This is a genomic window from Chryseobacterium sp. PvR013 (genome assembly GCF_017833095.1).
Taxonomy (GTDB): domain Bacteria; phylum Bacteroidota; class Bacteroidia; order Flavobacteriales; family Weeksellaceae; genus Chryseobacterium; species Chryseobacterium culicis_A.
Genome location: NZ_JAFIBT010000001.1, coordinates 4,466,765 through 4,483,219, shown reverse-complemented (window position 1 = coordinate 4,483,219; position 16,455 = coordinate 4,466,765). Strand labels below are relative to the sequence as shown.

Below are 16,455 nucleotides of genomic sequence, written 5' to 3'. Positions count from 1 at the left end.
AAACAAAACGTTGTAACTTTTAACAAATACAGCACTACTTATTATTAAAAAGATCATGAGAACTATTCTTTTCCTTTTAATACTAAGTAGTGCTAATTTTTTTTCTCAAAAACTGCTTACGCCTGAAAATGCTGGAATCAATCCAAAATTAATACAAGATGAAACTTCCGAAGCTCTATGGTTTGCAGAAAATGCAGGAACAAAAATAGAAATAGGACGCATTACCACCGAGACAAAAAAACTGAACAAAACAGATCTTCTGATCAGAACAACTGTACAAATGAAACAGGCTCCTGATGCAAAATGGACAGATTCTACCCTTGTGAAAATATCGAACTTCGGTCCTATTTATCATTCTTCTTACAATATAAACAGAGATACGGTTCTCAAGTCTGGGAAACATAAAGTCACCGGATATTATCTGGATAAAAAATCTCAGAAAAAAGATATCATTGAAATCCCTGCTGTACATTATTTTGATAGCAGCAGCTATGCAATGCTGATACGCTATCTTCCTTTGAAAGAAAATTACACTGCTGAGATTTCTATTTTCGATTACAATCCAAAATCTGAGAAAAAAGGATTAATGAAAGCCTATATTCTGGATACTCAAAAAGCAGAATATAAAGGAAAACCAGTTTGGGTAGTCAAAACAAATGATGATATCAGCAACAAAACAGCTACCACAACCTATTATATTGATCCTGCAACAAGAAAAATTGTAAAACAGGATATGGATATGGCAGGAAGAAAAATGTCTTTGGAAATAACTCAGTAAATTATTGAAAACCAAACACCAACACCTTTTTTTCGTCTATAAAAAATATAACAATCCGGCTTAAAAAGTTTTATATTTGAATCACCATAAACACCAGATGTCAAAAGCCTGATTGACTTTAAATGCTCAGGAACGTACAAATCAAAATATTACTTATGAAAAATGCCAGATTACTAAGCAGAGATGCTCAAAAAAAAATCCATGGCGGAATTGCTGCCAGATTGGTATGTTGCGAACGCGACGATAATGGAAAATGTACTTTATGGATCGGGCCTGGACAAAACTGTCCTTAGTTCTATCATCTCATAACAATTTTGAAGAAAGCCGGAAGTTTCCGGCTTTCTCTGTTTACATTCTCAACCTGAAGTATATCTATTACCATTGAAGAAAAACCATTAACAACTGATAATCAAAATTTTATTAAAAAAAATATCAATAAAATATATCACATCATAAGGAAAAGTACTATCTTTGATTCTCTTATTTTACACCAAGTGTCAAAATCCTGATTGACTTTAAATGTTCAGGAACGTACAAATCAAAATATTAATAACTATGAAAAATGCTAAATTATTGAGCAGAGACGCTCAGAAATCGATCAATGGTGGAGCAGCAGGACGCGTTTGCTGTGAGTACAATTACAAAGGACAGTGTATTCTTTGGATTGGACCTGGACAATATTGCCCATAGTTCTATCATCAGATAACAGTTTAAAAAAAGATTGTTTCAAAAGTCAATAACTTGACTTTTGAAACAATCTTTTTAGTTTAAATGCGCTTTCACATTCTTTTTATAGGTTCTTCCCAACGGAAGCTCTTCTCCGTTTTTCAGAAAAACATGACTGGAATTATACGAATTAATATGTTCTAACAATACAATATAAGACTTGTGAATTCTGATGAAACCGAAATGCTGAAATTTCTCTTCAAAATTTGACATTCTCTCCAGAATCATATACTTTTTCAACGGCGTCATCAGCACAATATACTCTCCGAATCCCTGTATCCAGAGAATATCTTTGAGAAAAACCTTATTCATCACATAATTGGATTTGAACATAATATAGTCTTCCTGATGGTGATTATTTGCCGAGTTTTTAAACTGAACAAAATCTCTTGCTTTATTGACCGCTTTTCTAAAAGTATCAAAATCCACAGGCTTTATAAGATAATGAACAACATCCAGTTCAAATGCTTTCACTGCATATTTTGTTTCCAGCGTCAGAAAAATACACAGCGGAGGATCGGGAAGCTGCTGTAAAAGCTCTACCCCATTGATTCCAGGCATATTGATATCGAAAACCACCAGATCCACTTTGTTGGTTTTCAGAAAAGCCAGCGCTTCTTCCGGTTTTTGAAAGGAAGCCAGCAATTCAACATCTTCAAGCTGATCACAATATTGTTTTACAAGCTGCAATGCAGGATATTCATCATCTACATTAACGATAGTCAGGTTAGCCATTGATAGTAATTGTTAAAGCAATTTTATATTGATCATGTTCTTTCGGTCCGGAATAAAATTCATACTGATCAGGATAAAATTTTTCCAAGATATGAATAATTGCCTCATTACCCAATCCGTGATAATTAGATTCAGCTGCATGAATTCTATCTTTCCCTACAGAATTTATAATTTCAAAATACAATTCAGAGCGCTCAATATTACAGAATAATTTTATAAAACCATGAGCATCCTCTCCTATTGCTGAGTGTTTTAAAGCATTTTCAAATAAAGTAAGAAGTATAGCAGACGGGATTTCAGCAACGTCAAATTCTTCCTGCTCTTCAATATCCATGACAATATCAAGCTGGTTATTATATTTAAGCTGGTACAACGCAGCAAGAGCTTTCAGGGAAGAAAATTCCTGGGAAACCGTTACTTTTTCTTTTCCGCTGTCATAAATAATATACTTCAGAAGTTTACTCAACTGCAAAATAGAATCTGAGGTCTTCTCGGAATGGGTAAAACTGTTTGCGTATATATTATTAAGGGTATTCAGCAAAAAATGAGGATTCAGTTTAGACTTCAGCAAATCAAGATACAGCTGATCTTTCTCCTCTCCAAGGCTGATCACATCCTGTTCTATTAAAAATTTGTCTTTGGTAATTCCCAAAAAAGATCCCACCAGAATGATGATTCCCTGTGAAATGTACACATTGTACAGAAACCCAACGTGAAAGCCCTTTCCACTGAAATCCATCTGAAAAACAGCAGGCTCCCACAGAATCCTGAAAAGGCTGGAAACCAAAAAGCAGATTAAAGCATAGAGAATAAACTCCGGATACTTATTGGATAAATAAAACCGGGGAACCAGATAATAGTACACCAGATAATAAATTCCCACATTGAAAATTGTATTCAAAATAATGCTTATCACCAACTGAGTTGAATCCAGGAAGTAGTTTTCGGTGAAATAAGTCATCAAAATGAAGATAAAAAGGAAAAAAATATGCTGAAACCTCAACAAAAATTTCCAACGGTACTTCATAAGGCTTTCCAGAATCTTACCACTAAATAAAATTCTGATAATCAATAATATAATAATAAAATTAATGATTAAAAACATAGTCCATACCTTATTTTGAAACGCATCAAATATAATATCTTTTTGTCTCAAAATGCAGTTCGTTGAGAAAAACTGTCATTGATTGAAAAAATCCGGGTCCGCTCTTCCGAATAAATATATTTGAGAAACCGCAATATTAATCAAATATTTCATGAAACTTAATATAAAATTAACGCTTATATTATCATTTTGTCTGACAAATGGTCTTTTATACAGTCAGAGCAAAGACAATTATAATATGTGGTTTCAGTACCTGATGTCTGCAAAGATTACTGATAAAAGTACTTTAACTGCCCTTACCCAATACCGTTCCTTTGACCTGGCTTACGACACAAGACTTTTCCTTGTGAATGCTTATGTAGACTATGAAGTGGCAGAAAATATAAGACCTGCCGCAGGAGCGATGTTTTTGATTCTTGAATCTTATAATGCTGACGATTCTAAAAAGATTCGCTACGAAAAAAGGCCATTTCAACAGGTAACCGCTGATTACTACATTGGCAGAACCTCAATATCCAACCGCCTTAGAGTGGAAGAACGCTTTATCAGTAACCCTGATGAATTCGAGGTAAGAATCCGATACCTCATCTCTGTCAGAATTCCTTTCAATAAAAAAGGAGAAAAAGAAAAACTCTATGGTATTCTTAAAAATGAAATAAGAATGAATATTGATAAAACAGAGCCTTTCGACAGCAATCGTATTACTGCAGGCCTGGGAATAAAAGTAGGGAAAAATTCTGCGCTGGAGCTTGCCTTTATTAATCAGATGGAAACCGGAAAAACAAGCAATTACGGGTTCATAGGCTTCAGAAACAGCTTTGACTGGAGAAAAAAGAAACAACAATAACCTCATTAACATTATACTACATTATGCTTACATTTCTTGGTTTTTTAATGATTTTCATCTTCATGATCCTCATCATGAACAAAAAGATGACCCCGCTTACGGCTTTAGTCCTTGTACCTGTACTTATAGCTGTGGTGGCAGGATTCGGGCCTGACCTGGGGAAAATGATGAAAGATGGAGTAAAAGAAATAGCACTTACGGGGGTTATGCTGATTTTTGCCATCCTGTATTTCAGTCTGATGATTGATACCGGGCTTTTTGAACCTCTTGTGAATGCCATACTAAAGGCTGTAGGAGATAATCCGGTAAAAACAACCATCGGGACTGCCCTTCTCACCACACTTGTTTCTTTAGACGGAGATGGCTCTTCCACTTACATTATTGTGGTGGCAGCATTACTCCCGCTTTATAAAAAACAGGGCATGAACCCTTTAGTTCTGACCTGTATCATCATGCTAGCCGGTGGAATTATGAATATTTTACCATGGGGAGGACCAACTGCCAGAGTAATGAGTTCTCTAAAACTGGGACATACTGAAATTTTTGTTCCTATGATTCCGGTAATGCTGATCGGGCTGGTATGGGTATTCTTTGTTGCCTATATTTTAGGAGTCAGAGAGAAAAAAAGAATCAGCAAACATGGTAAATACACCAAATACAGCGGACAGGATATTGCTGGCGAAAATGATCCCGCATTAAGACGTCCAAAACTTATCATTGTCAATTTAATCCTGACCATTATTTTGCTTTGTGTGATGATTCTTGACATTATTCCTTTGGGAGTTGCTTTTATGATTGCTTTCTGTATTGCTTCCGTGATCAATTATCCTAAACTGAAAGACCAGCAGAAGATTATTTCAAAACATGCCGGAAATGCTTTATCTGTGGCGGGAATGATCTTCGGTGCAGGTATTTTCACCGGTATTCTGAATGGTACCGGAATTATGAGTTCTATGGGAAATAGTATCATCAGTATCGTTCCAAAAACCTGGGGTGGCTATCTGAACATTATCACCGCCATATTCAGTGTACCGCTTACCTTTTTCCTTACCAATGATGCTTATTATTTTGGAATCCTTCCAGTTATTACAGCTACAGGCAGCCAGCTGAATATTCCACCTGATATTTTGGGACGTGCCAGCCTTGTAGGACAGGCTTCTCATTTATTAAGTCCTCTGGTTCCTTCCACTTATCTGCTGGTTTCACTGGCAGGTGTTGAATTCTCCGACCACTTGAAATTTACCTTAAAGTGGGCTATAGGATCATCAATCGTAATGTTGCTGGGTGCTTTGGTTCTTGGTATTATATAAGGTTATATCTTTGAATTCTGTAATCTTATCCTAAAACGAGAATGATGAAAACTGCCAAGCAAAAAACATTTACAGACTCTTATTTAAGAAATCTTACGCTTTATGTGTTCACAGCGATCATCTGTGGAGCATTAACCGGTTATTATTTTCCGGAAATCAGTAAGCATCTGGAAACGGTAAGCAGTTACTTTTTCATGCTTCTTGAGGTTTTGATTATTCCGGTAATTTTTATTGCTGTAACGTATGGAGTAAGCTATATTTTCAGCACCAAAAATGCTTTTAAAATTGTAAGTCAGATGGTTCTGTATTTTATAATCATCACTTCCATCAGTATTGTATTGGGGATCGGATCAGGTCTTCTTTTAAAACCGGGAGCGAATACGGGGATTATTCTTTCTTCACACAAGGCGTTACCCGAAAGGTTTCTAACCAGGACTACGAATCCTTTACATATCAGCAACTATGTATTTTTTCTTTTACTCTCCATATCTGCGGGAGTTGTAATTGGTCTTTCAAAGAAAAAAAATAACATTCTTAAAGCTATAGATGTAGGAAGGAACTTGTTTTTCAAACTCATCAAGTATGTGTACCTGTTTCTCCCGATAGTCATTTTCTCTAATATCGCTTACGGAATTTCTGTATACGGAATTAATACTTTGCTCCCATTAAGTAAGATTGTTGCCACAGTATATCTTACCTGTGTATTTTTCATCTTCGGGATATTAGGGGTTGTAACAGCTTATTTTAAAATTAACCTTTGGGATTTTTTAATCAGCATCAAAGAAGAAATCATTCTTGTTATAGCAACGTCTTCATCAAAGACCGCCTTCCCAATGATCTTTGATAAAATGGAATCACAGGGTTATGACCGGAAGATTCTCCGCCTTATTATTCCTCTAGGATACAATTTTAATCTGGCCGGAGCTTGTATCTACCTTTCAATTTCATGTATTTTCCTTATCCAGTTTTATAATATTCCTCTTACCATAAAAGATTATTTCTGGCTTTTTATCACCATTTCCATTGCTTCAAAAACTGCTTCAGGGGTACCGGGATCCGGTTTTCTTGCCCTGATGTTTACCTTAAGCCGTTTTGGAAAAATCCCCACCACAGATCTTGCCCTTTTATACAGCGTAGACCGCTTTATGAATGAAGCCAGATCAGTTACCAATTTCATAGGCATTTCAGTTTCTGCAGCCATTATTTCAAAACTTAATCAACATTCTATTCCCTTAAAAAATGATATTTCCTGATTTTACCCTCCTTTTCAATGACATCTTACAAAACCCTGCAAAATCTTTAGCCATTATCGGCAATCTCATCCTGATTGAAAGTCTCCTTTCTGTGGACAACGCCGCAGTATTGGCCACCATCGTAATGGATCTGCCCGAACATCAAAGAAAAAGAGCTTTGAAATATGGAATCCTGGGTGCTTATCTATTTCGGGGACTTGCTCTTATTTTTGCTTCTGTTCTGATTTCCGTTTGGTGGCTGAAACCACTGGGAGGATTATACCTGATCTATATTTCTCTGGACTGGCTGATCAAAAAGATGAAAAATAAAAACGATGAAGAAAGTGCAGACGAAAGTCCTGACAAGGAATCCAGCTGGCTGTATAAAAATTCCATCGGGCTGCTGGGACAATTCTGGGCAACCGTTGCTATTGTGGAAGTAATGGACCTTGCTTTTTCTATAGATAATGTTTTTGCGGCAGTTGCTTTCTCTGATAATTTACTTCTGATTACCCTCGGCGTATTTATAGGGATTTTAGCGATGAGATTTATAGCGCAGTGGTTTGTCCGCCTTATGCAGATATTTCCTTTCCTGGAAACTGCCGCGTTTATTGTGATTGCTATTTTAGGAATTAAACTAAGTTTATCTTTATTTGAGCACTTCTACCCTGCCACCGCATTCGCTCAATTTCTAGGCAGCCATACCATGGAAATTTTAGTTTCCGCCATTACCGTTCTTTTATTTGTAATTCCTGTAGTGACCAGTTATCTTGTTGGATTTCCAACCCGTAAAAAATAATTTTTCTGCCAAATTTTCACATTCGGAAACAAAAGTCTGCCATTTCAGCCACCATGGTCTCATGGCATACATTTAGAGAATTACAACACAGAAATAATTAAAAAATAAACATATTATGTCAGTAAACTTTAAACCATTGGCAGACAGAGTTCTGGTAGAGCCAATCGCAGCAGAAACTAAAACAGCTTCAGGTATTATCATCCCGGACACTGCAAAGGAAAAGCCGCAAGAAGGTACTGTAGTGGCAGTAGGCCCTGGTAAGAAAGATGAGCCTACAACAGTTCAGGTAGGTGACAAAGTTCTTTATGGAAAATATTCAGGAGCTGAATTGAAGCTGGAAGGTAAAGATTATTTAATCGTAAGAGAAGCTGATTTATTAGGAATCATCGGGTAAATCTGTGCGTTGTACAATGTAAAACGTACAATGTATTCATGACTGATAAAAAATCAAACATTAAAAAGTAAATCTCGTACAATGGTACATTATACATTGTACTTTAATACAACTAAACATGGCAAAAGAAATAAAATTCGATATTGAATCAAGAGACGCTCTAAAGAGAGGGGTAGATGCATTGGCTAATGCAGTAAAGGTAACTTTAGGTCCTAAAGGGAGAAACGTAGTGATCGAAAAATCTTTCGGTGCTCCACACGTAACTAAGGATGGTGTGTCTGTTGCAAAAGAAATCGAACTTGAAGACAGAGTAGAAAATATGGGAGCTCAAATGGTAAAAGAAGTAGCTTCCAAAACTAATGATATCGCAGGAGACGGTACTACTACCGCTACTGTATTGGCACAGGCTATCGTAAGAGAAGGTCTTAAGAACGTAGCTGCAGGTGCTAATCCAATGGATCTTAAAAGAGGGATCGACAAAGCTGTAACTGCAGTTGTTGAAAACCTTAAAGCGCAGTCTCAGGCTGTTGGAGATTCTACAGATAAAGTAAAGCAAGTTGCTTCTGTATCAGCTAACAATGATGAGACTATCGGTGCATTAATCGCTGAAGCTTTCGGAAAAGTTGGAAAAGAAGGTGTAATCACTGTAGAAGAAGCTAAAGGTATCGATACAACAGTTGACGTTGTAGAAGGTATGCAGTTTGACAGAGGATACCAGTCACCATACTTCGTGACTAACCCTGAGAAAATGTTAGCTGAACTAGAAAACCCATATATCCTTTTAGTAGAGAAGAAAATCTCTTCAATGAAAGAATTGTTACCGGTTCTTGAGCCAATTGCACAAGGTGGTAAGTCTCTATTGATCATCTCTGAAGAAGTTGAAGGTGAAGCTTTAGCTACTTTGGTAGTAAACAAACTAAGAGGTTCTCTTAAAATTGCTGCTGTAAAAGCTCCAGGATTCGGAGACAGAAGAAAAGCAATGTTAGAAGATATTGCAATCCTTACAGGTGGACAGGTGATCTCTGAAGAGCAAGGTTTCACAATGGAAAACATCTCTTTGGATATGCTTGGAACTGCTGAGAAAGTAACGATCGACAAAGACAACACTACTGTTGTAAACGGTGGTGGTGACGAAGCGAAAATCAAAGGAAGAGTAGCTCAGATCAAAGCTCAGATGGAAACTACAACTTCTGACTACGACAGAGAAAAACTTCAGGAAAGATTAGCTAAGTTAGCTGGTGGTGTTGCTGTTCTTTATGTAGGTGCTGCTTCTGAAGTAGAAATGAAAGAGAAAAAAGACAGAGTAGATGATGCATTACACGCTACAAGAGCGGCTGTAGAAGAAGGTATCGTTGCAGGTGGTGGTGTTGCTTTAGTAAGAGCAATCTCTGCTTTAGAAAACCTTACAGGAATCAATTCTGATGAAACTACAGGGATCAAAATCGTGAAAAGAGCAATCGAAGAGCCATTAAGACAAATCGTTGCTAACGCAGGTGGTGAAGGTTCTGTAATTGTTGCTAAAGTAGCAGAAGGAACAGGTGACTTCGGATACAACGCGAAAACTGACGAGTATGTTCACATGCTTGAAGCAGGAATCATTGACCCAACTAAAGTAACAAGAGTTGCCCTTGAAAATGCAGCTTCTGTATCTGGAATGCTTCTTACTACTGAATGTGTAATCACTGAAGTAAAGAGCGCTGAACCAGCTATGCCAATGGGTGGTGGAATGCCAGGAATGATGTAACAACGTGTCGTTGAGACAAATTTAATATACTAACCGCTCTGCTTTGTAGAGCGGTTTTTTGTTTTATGGTTTCCCATAAGGAAATATTATATTTATATTTTAAATTTAATGATTAACAAATAGGTAACTAAAGCCAAAACAATTGGCACAATAATGTATGTATGATATTTTACGAAACACATTACAATAAATGAAAGAAATTATTGAAGGGTTAAATTTACCCAAACAGATATTAGATAAAACCAGTGCATTTTTAAACAAATTATTTGGTCCATCAATTGATGAATTTGGAGAATTGTTTGCTGATAAAGTAAAATTTACACGATTAAAAAACCAAATAAAAATTTTTAATAAATCAAGAGAATTACTTGAAAAAAATGGATTGGAGCCTAGAGAATTAAATCTTAAAACATTAGTTCCATTAATTGAGAAATCGTCAGTAGAAGATGATGAACAACTGCAAGATAAATGGGCAAATTTAATTTCAAATATTTCTACTTCACCTGAAACGGGATTAGAACCTAGATTAATTAATACTCTATCATCTCTTTCATCTTTAGAAGCAAAAATTTTAGATTTTATATTTGAAGAATTCTGCATAAAAAGAGACCTTCGACTTGCATACTTAATGAAAAGTTCTTTGATAGAAAAGAATTATACAGAAAAGGACATTAATTTAGATGATATAATTATTACATTTAAATCAATCAAAAAAAATTTTAATTTGAATAATGAGTTCACAAAAATTTATATAGACAATTTAGAATCATTAGGTTTATTAAGATACGAGGAACCTGAAATAGAAATAGATAGCGGTTCAACTTCGGCAAACTTGAATGAAGATGACATTGATCTTGATTGGGACATTTCGGCAAACTATAATAGTTCAGATGATTTTCATATTACTACTTTCGGGAATTATTTCATCAATCAATGTAAAACTCAGAAATAAAAACTTCACCTAAAAAGATATTGACAAAATGCGGGATTAAGTACAAGGTTGACTAATCGTTTTCTTTAGCCGTCAATCTTTTCCAATTCTACATTCTTTCTTAATTTAGTTACATTAAAAAAGTGCCGCATTAAACTTTCAGTCAATTTCACACCGCATTTTCATAAATCCGTTTTCCATTAGTTACAATTTTAAAACAATAAGAAATGAATTATAAAAAGTATGGACTTTTCACCCCTTCAAGTATAAATTTATATACTGAAACAAATATTGACAATCCAGATAATTTTTTAAAAAGAAATGCCATTTTATTCGAAAACTTAGTAATTATTCCAATTGGCATTGGAAAACTTGACGGATCAATGTTTTTTACTAAAGAATCATATTTAAATGCATTTTCGAGAGAAAAAATTAGTAATAAAAAAGATTTTTCTGATATATTAATAAGTATTGAAGAATTTGTTGATGATGAAAAAATTCAAGAGCACTTATATATGCCTAGAAATACTAATAATTCAATGTGGCAAGGAGAAAATTCATCTTTATATGTTAACTTCGTCATGGAATATGTTCAAAAGAAGAATGGATATAATAAGCCTGATATTCAAAGTCGAGAACATAAACAAGAGTTGGAATATTATGTAGGAACAATTTCAGGTGATTTTCAAACATTAACAGAAACATCATTAATGTTTCCAGAACTAACTGGGCTATATTCGGAATTGCATGAGCAAGCTTTTAAAGCAACATACAGTACAGAAATAAATGCTACCAAAGAAAAAAAAATAATTAGTAATATTGAATCAATTAACCATTTTGATTTTGGAGCTTTATCTTGGAACGAAATAATAGAATTAAGAAATTCTCATTTTGCAAAGGATTTTAGGAAAAAAATCTTTGAATGGACTAGTGAATTTAGTAATGGGGTTAATAGTAGTGAAGTCGAGAGAAAAATTGAAAAGTTTATTGATGATGCAAAATTTGATTTTATAGATAAAAGAAAGCCAAATTTATTAAAGTCAACAATAACAGGAATTTTAGGAAATATACCTTCTAGTTTTTTGTTTAACCCTGTGAGTGTAATTTCATCTATCGAACAAATATTCAAGGATAAAAAAACTAATGATGAATTTGGTTGGTTAATGTTTATTCAAAAAGCAAGAAAAAGCTGCAGTTAACATTGTAATGGCAAAACGTGGGACTAAACTTTGAATTGAAAGGCCCTTAGCTGTGCAAAGTCTCCCCACCTGGTGCAAAAAAAACATCTGAAGCCAAGAGGCTTCAGATAGCGAAGCTGCCCTTGAAAATGCAGCTTCTGTATCTGGAATCCTTCTTACAACTAAATGTGTATCACTGAGGTAAAAAGCGCCGAACCAGCTATGCCAATGGGTGGTGGAATGCCAAGAATGATGTAGTAGCGTAAGCTAAGACAAATTAATATACTAACCGCTCTGCTTTTGTAGAGCGGTTTTATATTTATAAATTGTTGGAAAATAGAAAATTCAGATACTTTACAGTAGAAGATTATACTATTTAAAATATTATTAAGAACGTTTTCTATTAGTTTTTAATATTTGTTCTCTATATCGTGTTAAATATTTTGGCATTCCATCTGGAAGTTGTTTCTCTATTTCAACTTTTTCAATAATTTTATCAGGAGCATCAATTTTATGGTTGAAAACTTTTACTCCAGTAATAGTTTGGTTACCAGAGTAATTAGTTTTTCTCATACTTAGCCTAAAACCACAACTTTTTACAATCTCTAAAATATCAGAAATAACATGTTGAAAATCTTGCTGAGAAGAAAAAGTTAAATCATCAACGAATCTTGTATAGGTAATATTATGTTGTTCGCAAAATGATATTAATTGATTATCAATTTTAAGAAACACAATATTTGCAATATGTGTACTAGTCGGTGTCCCTTGTGGCAACTCTCCTTTCCAAGTAACAAATCTTGTAATATAAAATGCAAATTGTTTATTAAATCCTAAATCTATAAATGTTTGATATACCATAGGAGATTTAACTGAAGGAAAAAACTCTTGTAAATCCGTTGTAAGAACATACTTCTTTCCTTGATGTTTTTTAGCATTAGTGATATTATTCCTTTTTTTTACCCCGCCATGAACATTACTTGGAAGTGGAATTTTCTCAAGAATATTATTTTTTATATTACTTTGTAAAGCTTTTAATTTTAATAAAGATGGCCTAATATATCTTTTTTTAACAGTCCCGTCTTTATAAGTTTTTGGAAGTCCAGTAGCTTTATCATTTTTAATAATTTCCCATTCAGCATAATAGTTATCCAAAAAAACTATCAATTCTTTAAGCTCTTTTTCCGGGATTCTTACTATAGAAGGAAAGTGTAAACAAATTTTAGACTTTGAAGAATTCATTTACCAGAGATTTAACTGATGGATTGATTAGATTAAAAGCATCACGTTTTTCTGGTTTAACATCTTCATTGCTTAATGAAAGAAAAAATAAAATAGGTAAAGGTATATCTAAACAGCTACTAATTTCTTTTAGTTTTGATAGATTAGGCTCCTTAGAATTTGATTCGATTTGAGATAAATAAGTTTGTGTAATACCACAAGAAGTAGCAAACTCCTTTTGAGTCTGCCCTCTTTGTTTTCTGATATTCCGTATTGTAGTACCTAAATCCATGATCAATATATTAAAAAAGTTTAAAGAAGTGTCGAAGATTAATAAATATTTGTATTGAATTCATAATATTAAATTATTTTGTTAAAAAATTATAGATTAACTCTAAAATATCAGATATTTCAATCTGATAATGCTTATCAGTTAACCCTTTTTTACCTCTTAATATTGTTAACTTAGCAATTGCATCGTTTAACAAATTCAATTCAACCTCCGAAAGAGAACACTGGCTCTTTGAAATGATAGTTTGTAAATTTTCGATCAAACTATCAATGCTTTTAAGTCTTTTTAATCTAGACATAATATTCATTTTTTAAATTATTGGGGCACTATTGCTCCCTGCTAATTTTTAACAATATATAGCCAATAACTGAATACGTAAGCAATGTTCTCTATGCACTCTTTAACTTCCCTGCTCCCATAAAATAGATGAAAGCATAAATCAAACTAAAATCATTTCTACCTAATTCTCAATTAAATCTTATCCGATTATCAAATAGGTTAACCTAGGGGTTAATAATCAAATAATTGATAAGCCTATTCCCTGATTATTGTTGCAGAGGGTTGAGAGGGTGAAAAGGTTTGGTCTGAAAAGCCTCAATTGTGAGGTATTTAATTCGCATTAAATAAAAATAAACTCTATTCAGTTACTAACTTTAAAAACATTTTCAAAGAACTTCTGATGCAAATATATAAAAAAATTACTCACAGTTAATATAATTTATACATATATTTTTAAAAAACACACAAATAACTGATAATCAATAATTAAAATTTATAAAAAATCAGTATCCGAAGTCGATCTCATACCGTTCTGTATATCATCCAACTTTAAACTATTATAATTCCCCCTGCTACCACACGATTGTATTCTTTGGCTTTGGCTTTTAGATTATACTATTAAAATGTTTAAACAAAATCCGAAGTCTCCCACTTCGGATTCTTTATATCCCAACCCCATCTAAAATACCCCCACTCTCCCATTTCCTATCCCCAACTTTTACTTATATTTGTTTCTATAACGTACACAAATATGCAAAACAAAAAAATACATCAGGGGAGAAATATCAAACGTTTTCGTGAGATGTTAGGTATCAAGCAGGAGTCTTTGGCTTTTGATCTTGGGGAAGACTGGAACCAGAAGAAGGTTTCGCTTTTGGAGCAGAAAGAAACTATTGAAGATCCTTTACTGAAAAGGATTTCTGAGGTATTGAAAATTCCTGTAGAAGCTTTTCAGAATTTTGATGAGGAAGAAGCTGTAAATGTCATTGCCAATACTTTTGGAGATCATAGTATTGGTTATCAGAAAAATGACAATCCTATTTTCAATCCTATTGAGCAGGTACTAAAACTACACGAAGAAAAAATTGCGCTGTACGAAAGAATGCTGAAGGAAAAAGATGAGATGATGTCCAGACTGGAGCAGTTGATTCAGAAATAAAAAACAAAACTAATAACCAATAGTTCAAGAAACTTATACTCAAAATGAAATTAAACATTAAACTTTTCTCCCTCTTTATTCTTCTTCTGGCTTCCACCTTTTCATTTGCCCAAAAGAAGACTCCTTTTCAGATCAATGGAGAGTTATTTGAAATTCCTGGAAAATGGGAATATAAAAATCAACTGAAATCATCCGGACAATTTCACCTAAGCAATAAAGACGAAAAAATAAATTTGCTGATTTCAGTAAGAAAACCTGAGAAATTTGAGTTTTATAAAGAAGGTATAACGGAAAAAGAATTGCTGAATGCATTTTACCAATGGGAATATGATTACTGGGCATCTTCCAATGGAGTGAAAGCTGAAGTCTCTGAAGTAAAGCGAAACGAAGAAAAAAATTATATCATCTGGAAAATTATCATAAAAGATAAATCTCAGGATGTTAGTAAAGACCTTACTTCCTATTTACTGTATGCCGTTAGAAACAACAATCTGATTTCATTCAATCTAACCAATAATACAGATAAGAAGAATCCCTTAACTGAAACGGAATCGGTTAAACTTCTTGAACAGACTTATTTGAAATAAAAACAACACTAATAACCAATCCTTCATGAAACTCTATACTTTAATAGCAGTACTCTTCTTGCTATCCTTCAGTTGTACAAAAAAAGACCCATACAGAGTCGGCCAGCAATGGAATTACAAAACCCGTTCTACGGAAAAAAGCTCAATCCTTACCATTCTAAAGATTGAAGAATATCCTGAAACCGGAAAAGTGATTCATATTTCTATCAGCGGTTTGAAAATGAAAAACCCTGCCAGCCCTAGCGGTTATGCAGAAACCCTCACCCATATTCCCATATCAGAAGAGGCATTAGACAAGAGTGTCACCAGTCTGAAAAATGAAACCGGCAAAAAACCAGATTCCCTTGAAATGAACGGATATTCTTACTGGAAGAAAGAGTTTGATAATGGCAATGCCGGGATATTTACGATTACTGTTTCGGAGATTGTAAGTACAATGGAAAAATCTATTGTTGCAGGGGATTATACCAAATAAAATTCAACACTTCCCCGACGCTTTTTTCAGTTATACGATCATAACAATATAAATTCTCATGAAATCAAGAATTCTCTTTCTTCTTATTATTTTAATTTCTTATAGTTGCTCACTAAATAAATATAGTAACGTTCCTGTTCAAAATGAAATTGATCTTTCCTTTAAAAGCTTCAGTGAAATTAAAAAAGAAGAAATGGATAAAGAATCAAAAGATATTACTCTCGGATATTTTTGGGGAATTGGAGAAGATATCTATCCCGCTTTTCAAAAATATAAGTTTGAAATTCCCAGATCATATCAAAGAAACGAAAACAATTTCATCCTTAAAGTAGATTATTTTTTCACAAAAGATGAGCAAATCAAATTCAAGTCTTATGAATGGAATGAAAATGAAAAAATTGAAACTTCGAATGAAATGTTTAACGAAAAATTCCACGAAATAAAAAATTATATAACTGAAAATCTTGGAAAACCATCCCTTGAAGTATATGAAGATTTAGAAAAATCTAAAGAGCAAATGGTAAGGGATGATATAAAATGGCAAAGTAAAAATTTGAACGCCTACTTATTTCGTTTCAGAGGAAAAGGTGGATTTGATCAAATACGTTTGGCAATTTATTGTGATTAAGAATATTGTTATAAACAGAATAACATTAATAAAAT

20 protein-coding genes are annotated in these 16,455 nt (G+C 33.8%); 15 read left to right on the top strand and 5 right to left on the bottom strand.

Features of this window, described 5'->3' with window-relative positions:
- Nucleotides 1-55: 55 nt before the first annotated feature.
- From JOE44_RS20525 to JOE44_RS25285, 3 genes are all read left to right on the top strand, one after another.
- On the top strand, nt 56-778 hold the full coding sequence (locus tag JOE44_RS20525; protein WP_209787069.1) for a hypothetical protein: 723 nt from the start codon (nt 56-58) through the stop codon (nt 776-778).
- A gap of 155 nt (nt 779-933) precedes the next feature.
- A complete protein-coding gene (locus tag JOE44_RS20520; RefSeq protein WP_209787066.1) occupies nt 934-1,071 on the top strand; it encodes a hypothetical protein in 138 nt (45 codons plus the stop codon).
- A gap of 262 nt (nt 1,072-1,333) precedes the next feature.
- Nucleotides 1,334-1,468, top strand: coding sequence for a hypothetical protein (locus JOE44_RS25285; RefSeq protein WP_262497574.1), 135 nt, complete (start codon nt 1,334-1,336; stop codon nt 1,466-1,468).
- Nucleotides 1,469-1,540: 72 nt separating this feature from the next.
- On the opposite strand, the gene JOE44_RS20515 is transcribed toward JOE44_RS25285, so the two are convergent.
- Together JOE44_RS20515 and JOE44_RS20510 are read right to left on the bottom strand one after the other, a co-directional pair.
- A complete protein-coding gene (locus JOE44_RS20515; RefSeq protein ID WP_209787064.1) occupies nt 1,541-2,239 on the bottom strand; it encodes a LytTR family DNA-binding domain-containing protein in 699 nt (232 codons plus the stop codon).
- Nucleotides 2,232-3,200, bottom strand: a complete 969-nt coding sequence (locus JOE44_RS20510; RefSeq protein ID WP_245169829.1) for a histidine kinase — start codon at nt 3,198-3,200, stop codon at nt 2,232-2,234. The genes JOE44_RS20515 and JOE44_RS20510 overlap by 8 nt, the downstream gene beginning before the upstream one ends.
- 295 nt (nt 3,201-3,495) lie before the next feature.
- Here JOE44_RS20510 and JOE44_RS20505 point away from each other — a divergent pair, with 295 nt between their 5' ends.
- From JOE44_RS20505 to JOE44_RS20470, 8 genes are all read left to right on the top strand, one after another.
- Nucleotides 3,496-4,191, top strand: a complete 696-nt coding sequence (locus JOE44_RS20505; protein ID WP_209787060.1) for a DUF2490 domain-containing protein — start codon at nt 3,496-3,498, stop codon at nt 4,189-4,191.
- 23 nt (nt 4,192-4,214) lie between these two features.
- Nucleotides 4,215-5,501 carry a citrate:proton symporter gene (locus JOE44_RS20500; protein WP_209787058.1) on the top strand — a complete coding sequence of 429 codons (1,287 nt, stop codon included), beginning with the start codon at nt 4,215-4,217 and terminating at the stop codon, nt 5,499-5,501.
- Nucleotides 5,502-5,542: 41 nt separating this feature from the next.
- The gene (locus JOE44_RS20495) at nt 5,543-6,754 is read left to right on the top strand and encodes a cation:dicarboxylase symporter family transporter (RefSeq protein WP_245169828.1); all 1,212 of its coding nucleotides are present in this window, start codon (nt 5,543-5,545) and stop codon (nt 6,752-6,754) included.
- Nucleotides 6,741-7,532, top strand: coding sequence for a TerC family protein (locus JOE44_RS20490; RefSeq protein ID WP_209787056.1), 792 nt, complete (start codon nt 6,741-6,743; stop codon nt 7,530-7,532). Before JOE44_RS20495 ends, JOE44_RS20490 begins: the two co-directional genes overlap by 14 nt.
- A gap of 115 nt (nt 7,533-7,647) precedes the next feature.
- Entirely contained in the window at nt 7,648-7,926 is a 279-nt protein-coding gene (locus JOE44_RS20485) for a co-chaperone GroES (RefSeq protein WP_034696138.1), read from the top strand.
- Nucleotides 7,927-8,044: 118 nt separating this feature from the next.
- On the top strand, nt 8,045-9,670 hold the full coding sequence (gene groL / locus JOE44_RS20480) for a chaperonin GroEL (protein ID WP_142719596.1): 1,626 nt from the start codon (nt 8,045-8,047) through the stop codon (nt 9,668-9,670).
- A gap of 190 nt (nt 9,671-9,860) precedes the next feature.
- Nucleotides 9,861-10,622 (top strand): Abi-alpha family protein, encoded by a 762-nt coding sequence (locus JOE44_RS20475; protein ID WP_209787054.1) that lies wholly within the window; start codon nt 9,861-9,863, stop codon nt 10,620-10,622.
- 206 nt (nt 10,623-10,828) lie between these two features.
- Nucleotides 10,829-11,800, top strand: coding sequence for a hypothetical protein (locus JOE44_RS20470; RefSeq protein WP_209787052.1), 972 nt, complete (start codon nt 10,829-10,831; stop codon nt 11,798-11,800).
- 366 nt (nt 11,801-12,166) lie between these two features.
- Here JOE44_RS20470 and JOE44_RS20465 read toward each other — a convergent pair whose 3' ends face one another.
- The 3 genes from JOE44_RS20465 to JOE44_RS20455 all read right to left on the bottom strand — a co-directional run bounded on the left by JOE44_RS20465 (nt 12,167) and on the right by JOE44_RS20455 (nt 13,590).
- Nucleotides 12,167-13,021: a reverse transcriptase family protein gene (locus JOE44_RS20465; RefSeq protein ID WP_209787050.1), complete on the bottom strand. Its 855-nt coding sequence runs from the start codon at nt 13,019-13,021 to the stop codon at nt 12,167-12,169.
- Nucleotides 13,002-13,292 (bottom strand): helix-turn-helix transcriptional regulator, encoded by a 291-nt coding sequence (locus tag JOE44_RS20460; protein WP_209787048.1) that lies wholly within the window; start codon nt 13,290-13,292, stop codon nt 13,002-13,004. Before JOE44_RS20460 ends, JOE44_RS20465 begins: the two co-directional genes overlap by 20 nt.
- A gap of 73 nt (nt 13,293-13,365) precedes the next feature.
- The gene (locus JOE44_RS20455) at nt 13,366-13,590 is read right to left on the bottom strand and encodes a hypothetical protein (RefSeq protein WP_209787046.1); all 225 of its coding nucleotides are present in this window, start codon (nt 13,588-13,590) and stop codon (nt 13,366-13,368) included.
- A gap of 732 nt (nt 13,591-14,322) precedes the next feature.
- On the opposite strand from JOE44_RS20455, the gene JOE44_RS20450 reads away from it, so the two are divergent.
- From JOE44_RS20450 to JOE44_RS20435, 4 genes are read left to right on the top strand one after another with little or no spacing between them, the layout of a single operon-like run.
- Nucleotides 14,323-14,730, top strand: a complete 408-nt coding sequence (locus JOE44_RS20450) for a helix-turn-helix transcriptional regulator (RefSeq protein WP_209787044.1) — start codon at nt 14,323-14,325, stop codon at nt 14,728-14,730.
- A 44-nt stretch (nt 14,731-14,774) separates the two neighbouring features.
- Nucleotides 14,775-15,317, top strand: a complete 543-nt coding sequence (locus tag JOE44_RS20445; RefSeq protein WP_209787042.1) for a hypothetical protein — start codon at nt 14,775-14,777, stop codon at nt 15,315-15,317.
- A 25-nt stretch (nt 15,318-15,342) separates the two neighbouring features.
- Complete coding sequence (locus JOE44_RS20440) at nt 15,343-15,792, top strand: hypothetical protein (protein ID WP_209787040.1); 450 nt, start codon at nt 15,343-15,345, stop codon at nt 15,790-15,792.
- A 58-nt stretch (nt 15,793-15,850) separates the two neighbouring features.
- A complete protein-coding gene (locus JOE44_RS20435; protein WP_209787038.1) occupies nt 15,851-16,420 on the top strand; it encodes a hypothetical protein in 570 nt (189 codons plus the stop codon).
- The last annotated feature ends 35 nt before the right edge of the window (nt 16,421-16,455 follow it).

Coding starts and splice junctions, on each gene's coding strand:
- JOE44_RS20455 (WP_209787046.1), bottom strand. CDS start 13,590: ATGTCTAGATTAAAAAGACTTAAAAGCATTGATAGTTTGATCGAAAAT.
- JOE44_RS20485 (WP_034696138.1), top strand. CDS start 7,648: ATGTCAGTAAACTTTAAACCATTGGCAGACAGAGTTCTGGTAGAGCCA.
- JOE44_RS25285 (WP_262497574.1), top strand. CDS start 1,334: ATGAAAAATGCTAAATTATTGAGCAGAGACGCTCAGAAATCGATCAAT.
- JOE44_RS20510 (WP_245169829.1), bottom strand. CDS start 3,200: ATGACTTATTTCACCGAAAACTACTTCCTGGATTCAACTCAGTTGGTG.
- JOE44_RS20500 (WP_209787058.1), top strand. CDS start 4,215: ATGCTTACATTTCTTGGTTTTTTAATGATTTTCATCTTCATGATCCTC.
- JOE44_RS20450 (WP_209787044.1), top strand. CDS start 14,323: ATGCAAAACAAAAAAATACATCAGGGGAGAAATATCAAACGTTTTCGT.
- JOE44_RS20495 (WP_245169828.1), top strand. CDS start 5,543: ATGATGAAAACTGCCAAGCAAAAAACATTTACAGACTCTTATTTAAGA.
- JOE44_RS20515 (WP_209787064.1), bottom strand. CDS start 2,239: ATGGCTAACCTGACTATCGTTAATGTAGATGATGAATATCCTGCATTG.
- JOE44_RS20465 (WP_209787050.1), bottom strand. CDS start 13,021: ATGAATTCTTCAAAGTCTAAAATTTGTTTACACTTTCCTTCTATAGTA.
- JOE44_RS20470 (WP_209787052.1), top strand. CDS start 10,829: ATGAATTATAAAAAGTATGGACTTTTCACCCCTTCAAGTATAAATTTA.
- JOE44_RS20520 (WP_209787066.1), top strand. CDS start 934: ATGAAAAATGCCAGATTACTAAGCAGAGATGCTCAAAAAAAAATCCAT.
- JOE44_RS20460 (WP_209787048.1), bottom strand. CDS start 13,292: ATGGATTTAGGTACTACAATACGGAATATCAGAAAACAAAGAGGGCAG.
- groL (WP_142719596.1), top strand. CDS start 8,045: ATGGCAAAAGAAATAAAATTCGATATTGAATCAAGAGACGCTCTAAAG.
- JOE44_RS20440 (WP_209787040.1), top strand. CDS start 15,343: ATGAAACTCTATACTTTAATAGCAGTACTCTTCTTGCTATCCTTCAGT.
- JOE44_RS20490 (WP_209787056.1), top strand. CDS start 6,741: ATGATATTTCCTGATTTTACCCTCCTTTTCAATGACATCTTACAAAAC.
- JOE44_RS20505 (WP_209787060.1), top strand. CDS start 3,496: ATGAAACTTAATATAAAATTAACGCTTATATTATCATTTTGTCTGACA.
- JOE44_RS20475 (WP_209787054.1), top strand. CDS start 9,861: ATGAAAGAAATTATTGAAGGGTTAAATTTACCCAAACAGATATTAGAT.
- JOE44_RS20435 (WP_209787038.1), top strand. CDS start 15,851: ATGAAATCAAGAATTCTCTTTCTTCTTATTATTTTAATTTCTTATAGT.
- JOE44_RS20525 (WP_209787069.1), top strand. CDS start 56: ATGAGAACTATTCTTTTCCTTTTAATACTAAGTAGTGCTAATTTTTTT.
- JOE44_RS20445 (WP_209787042.1), top strand. CDS start 14,775: ATGAAATTAAACATTAAACTTTTCTCCCTCTTTATTCTTCTTCTGGCT.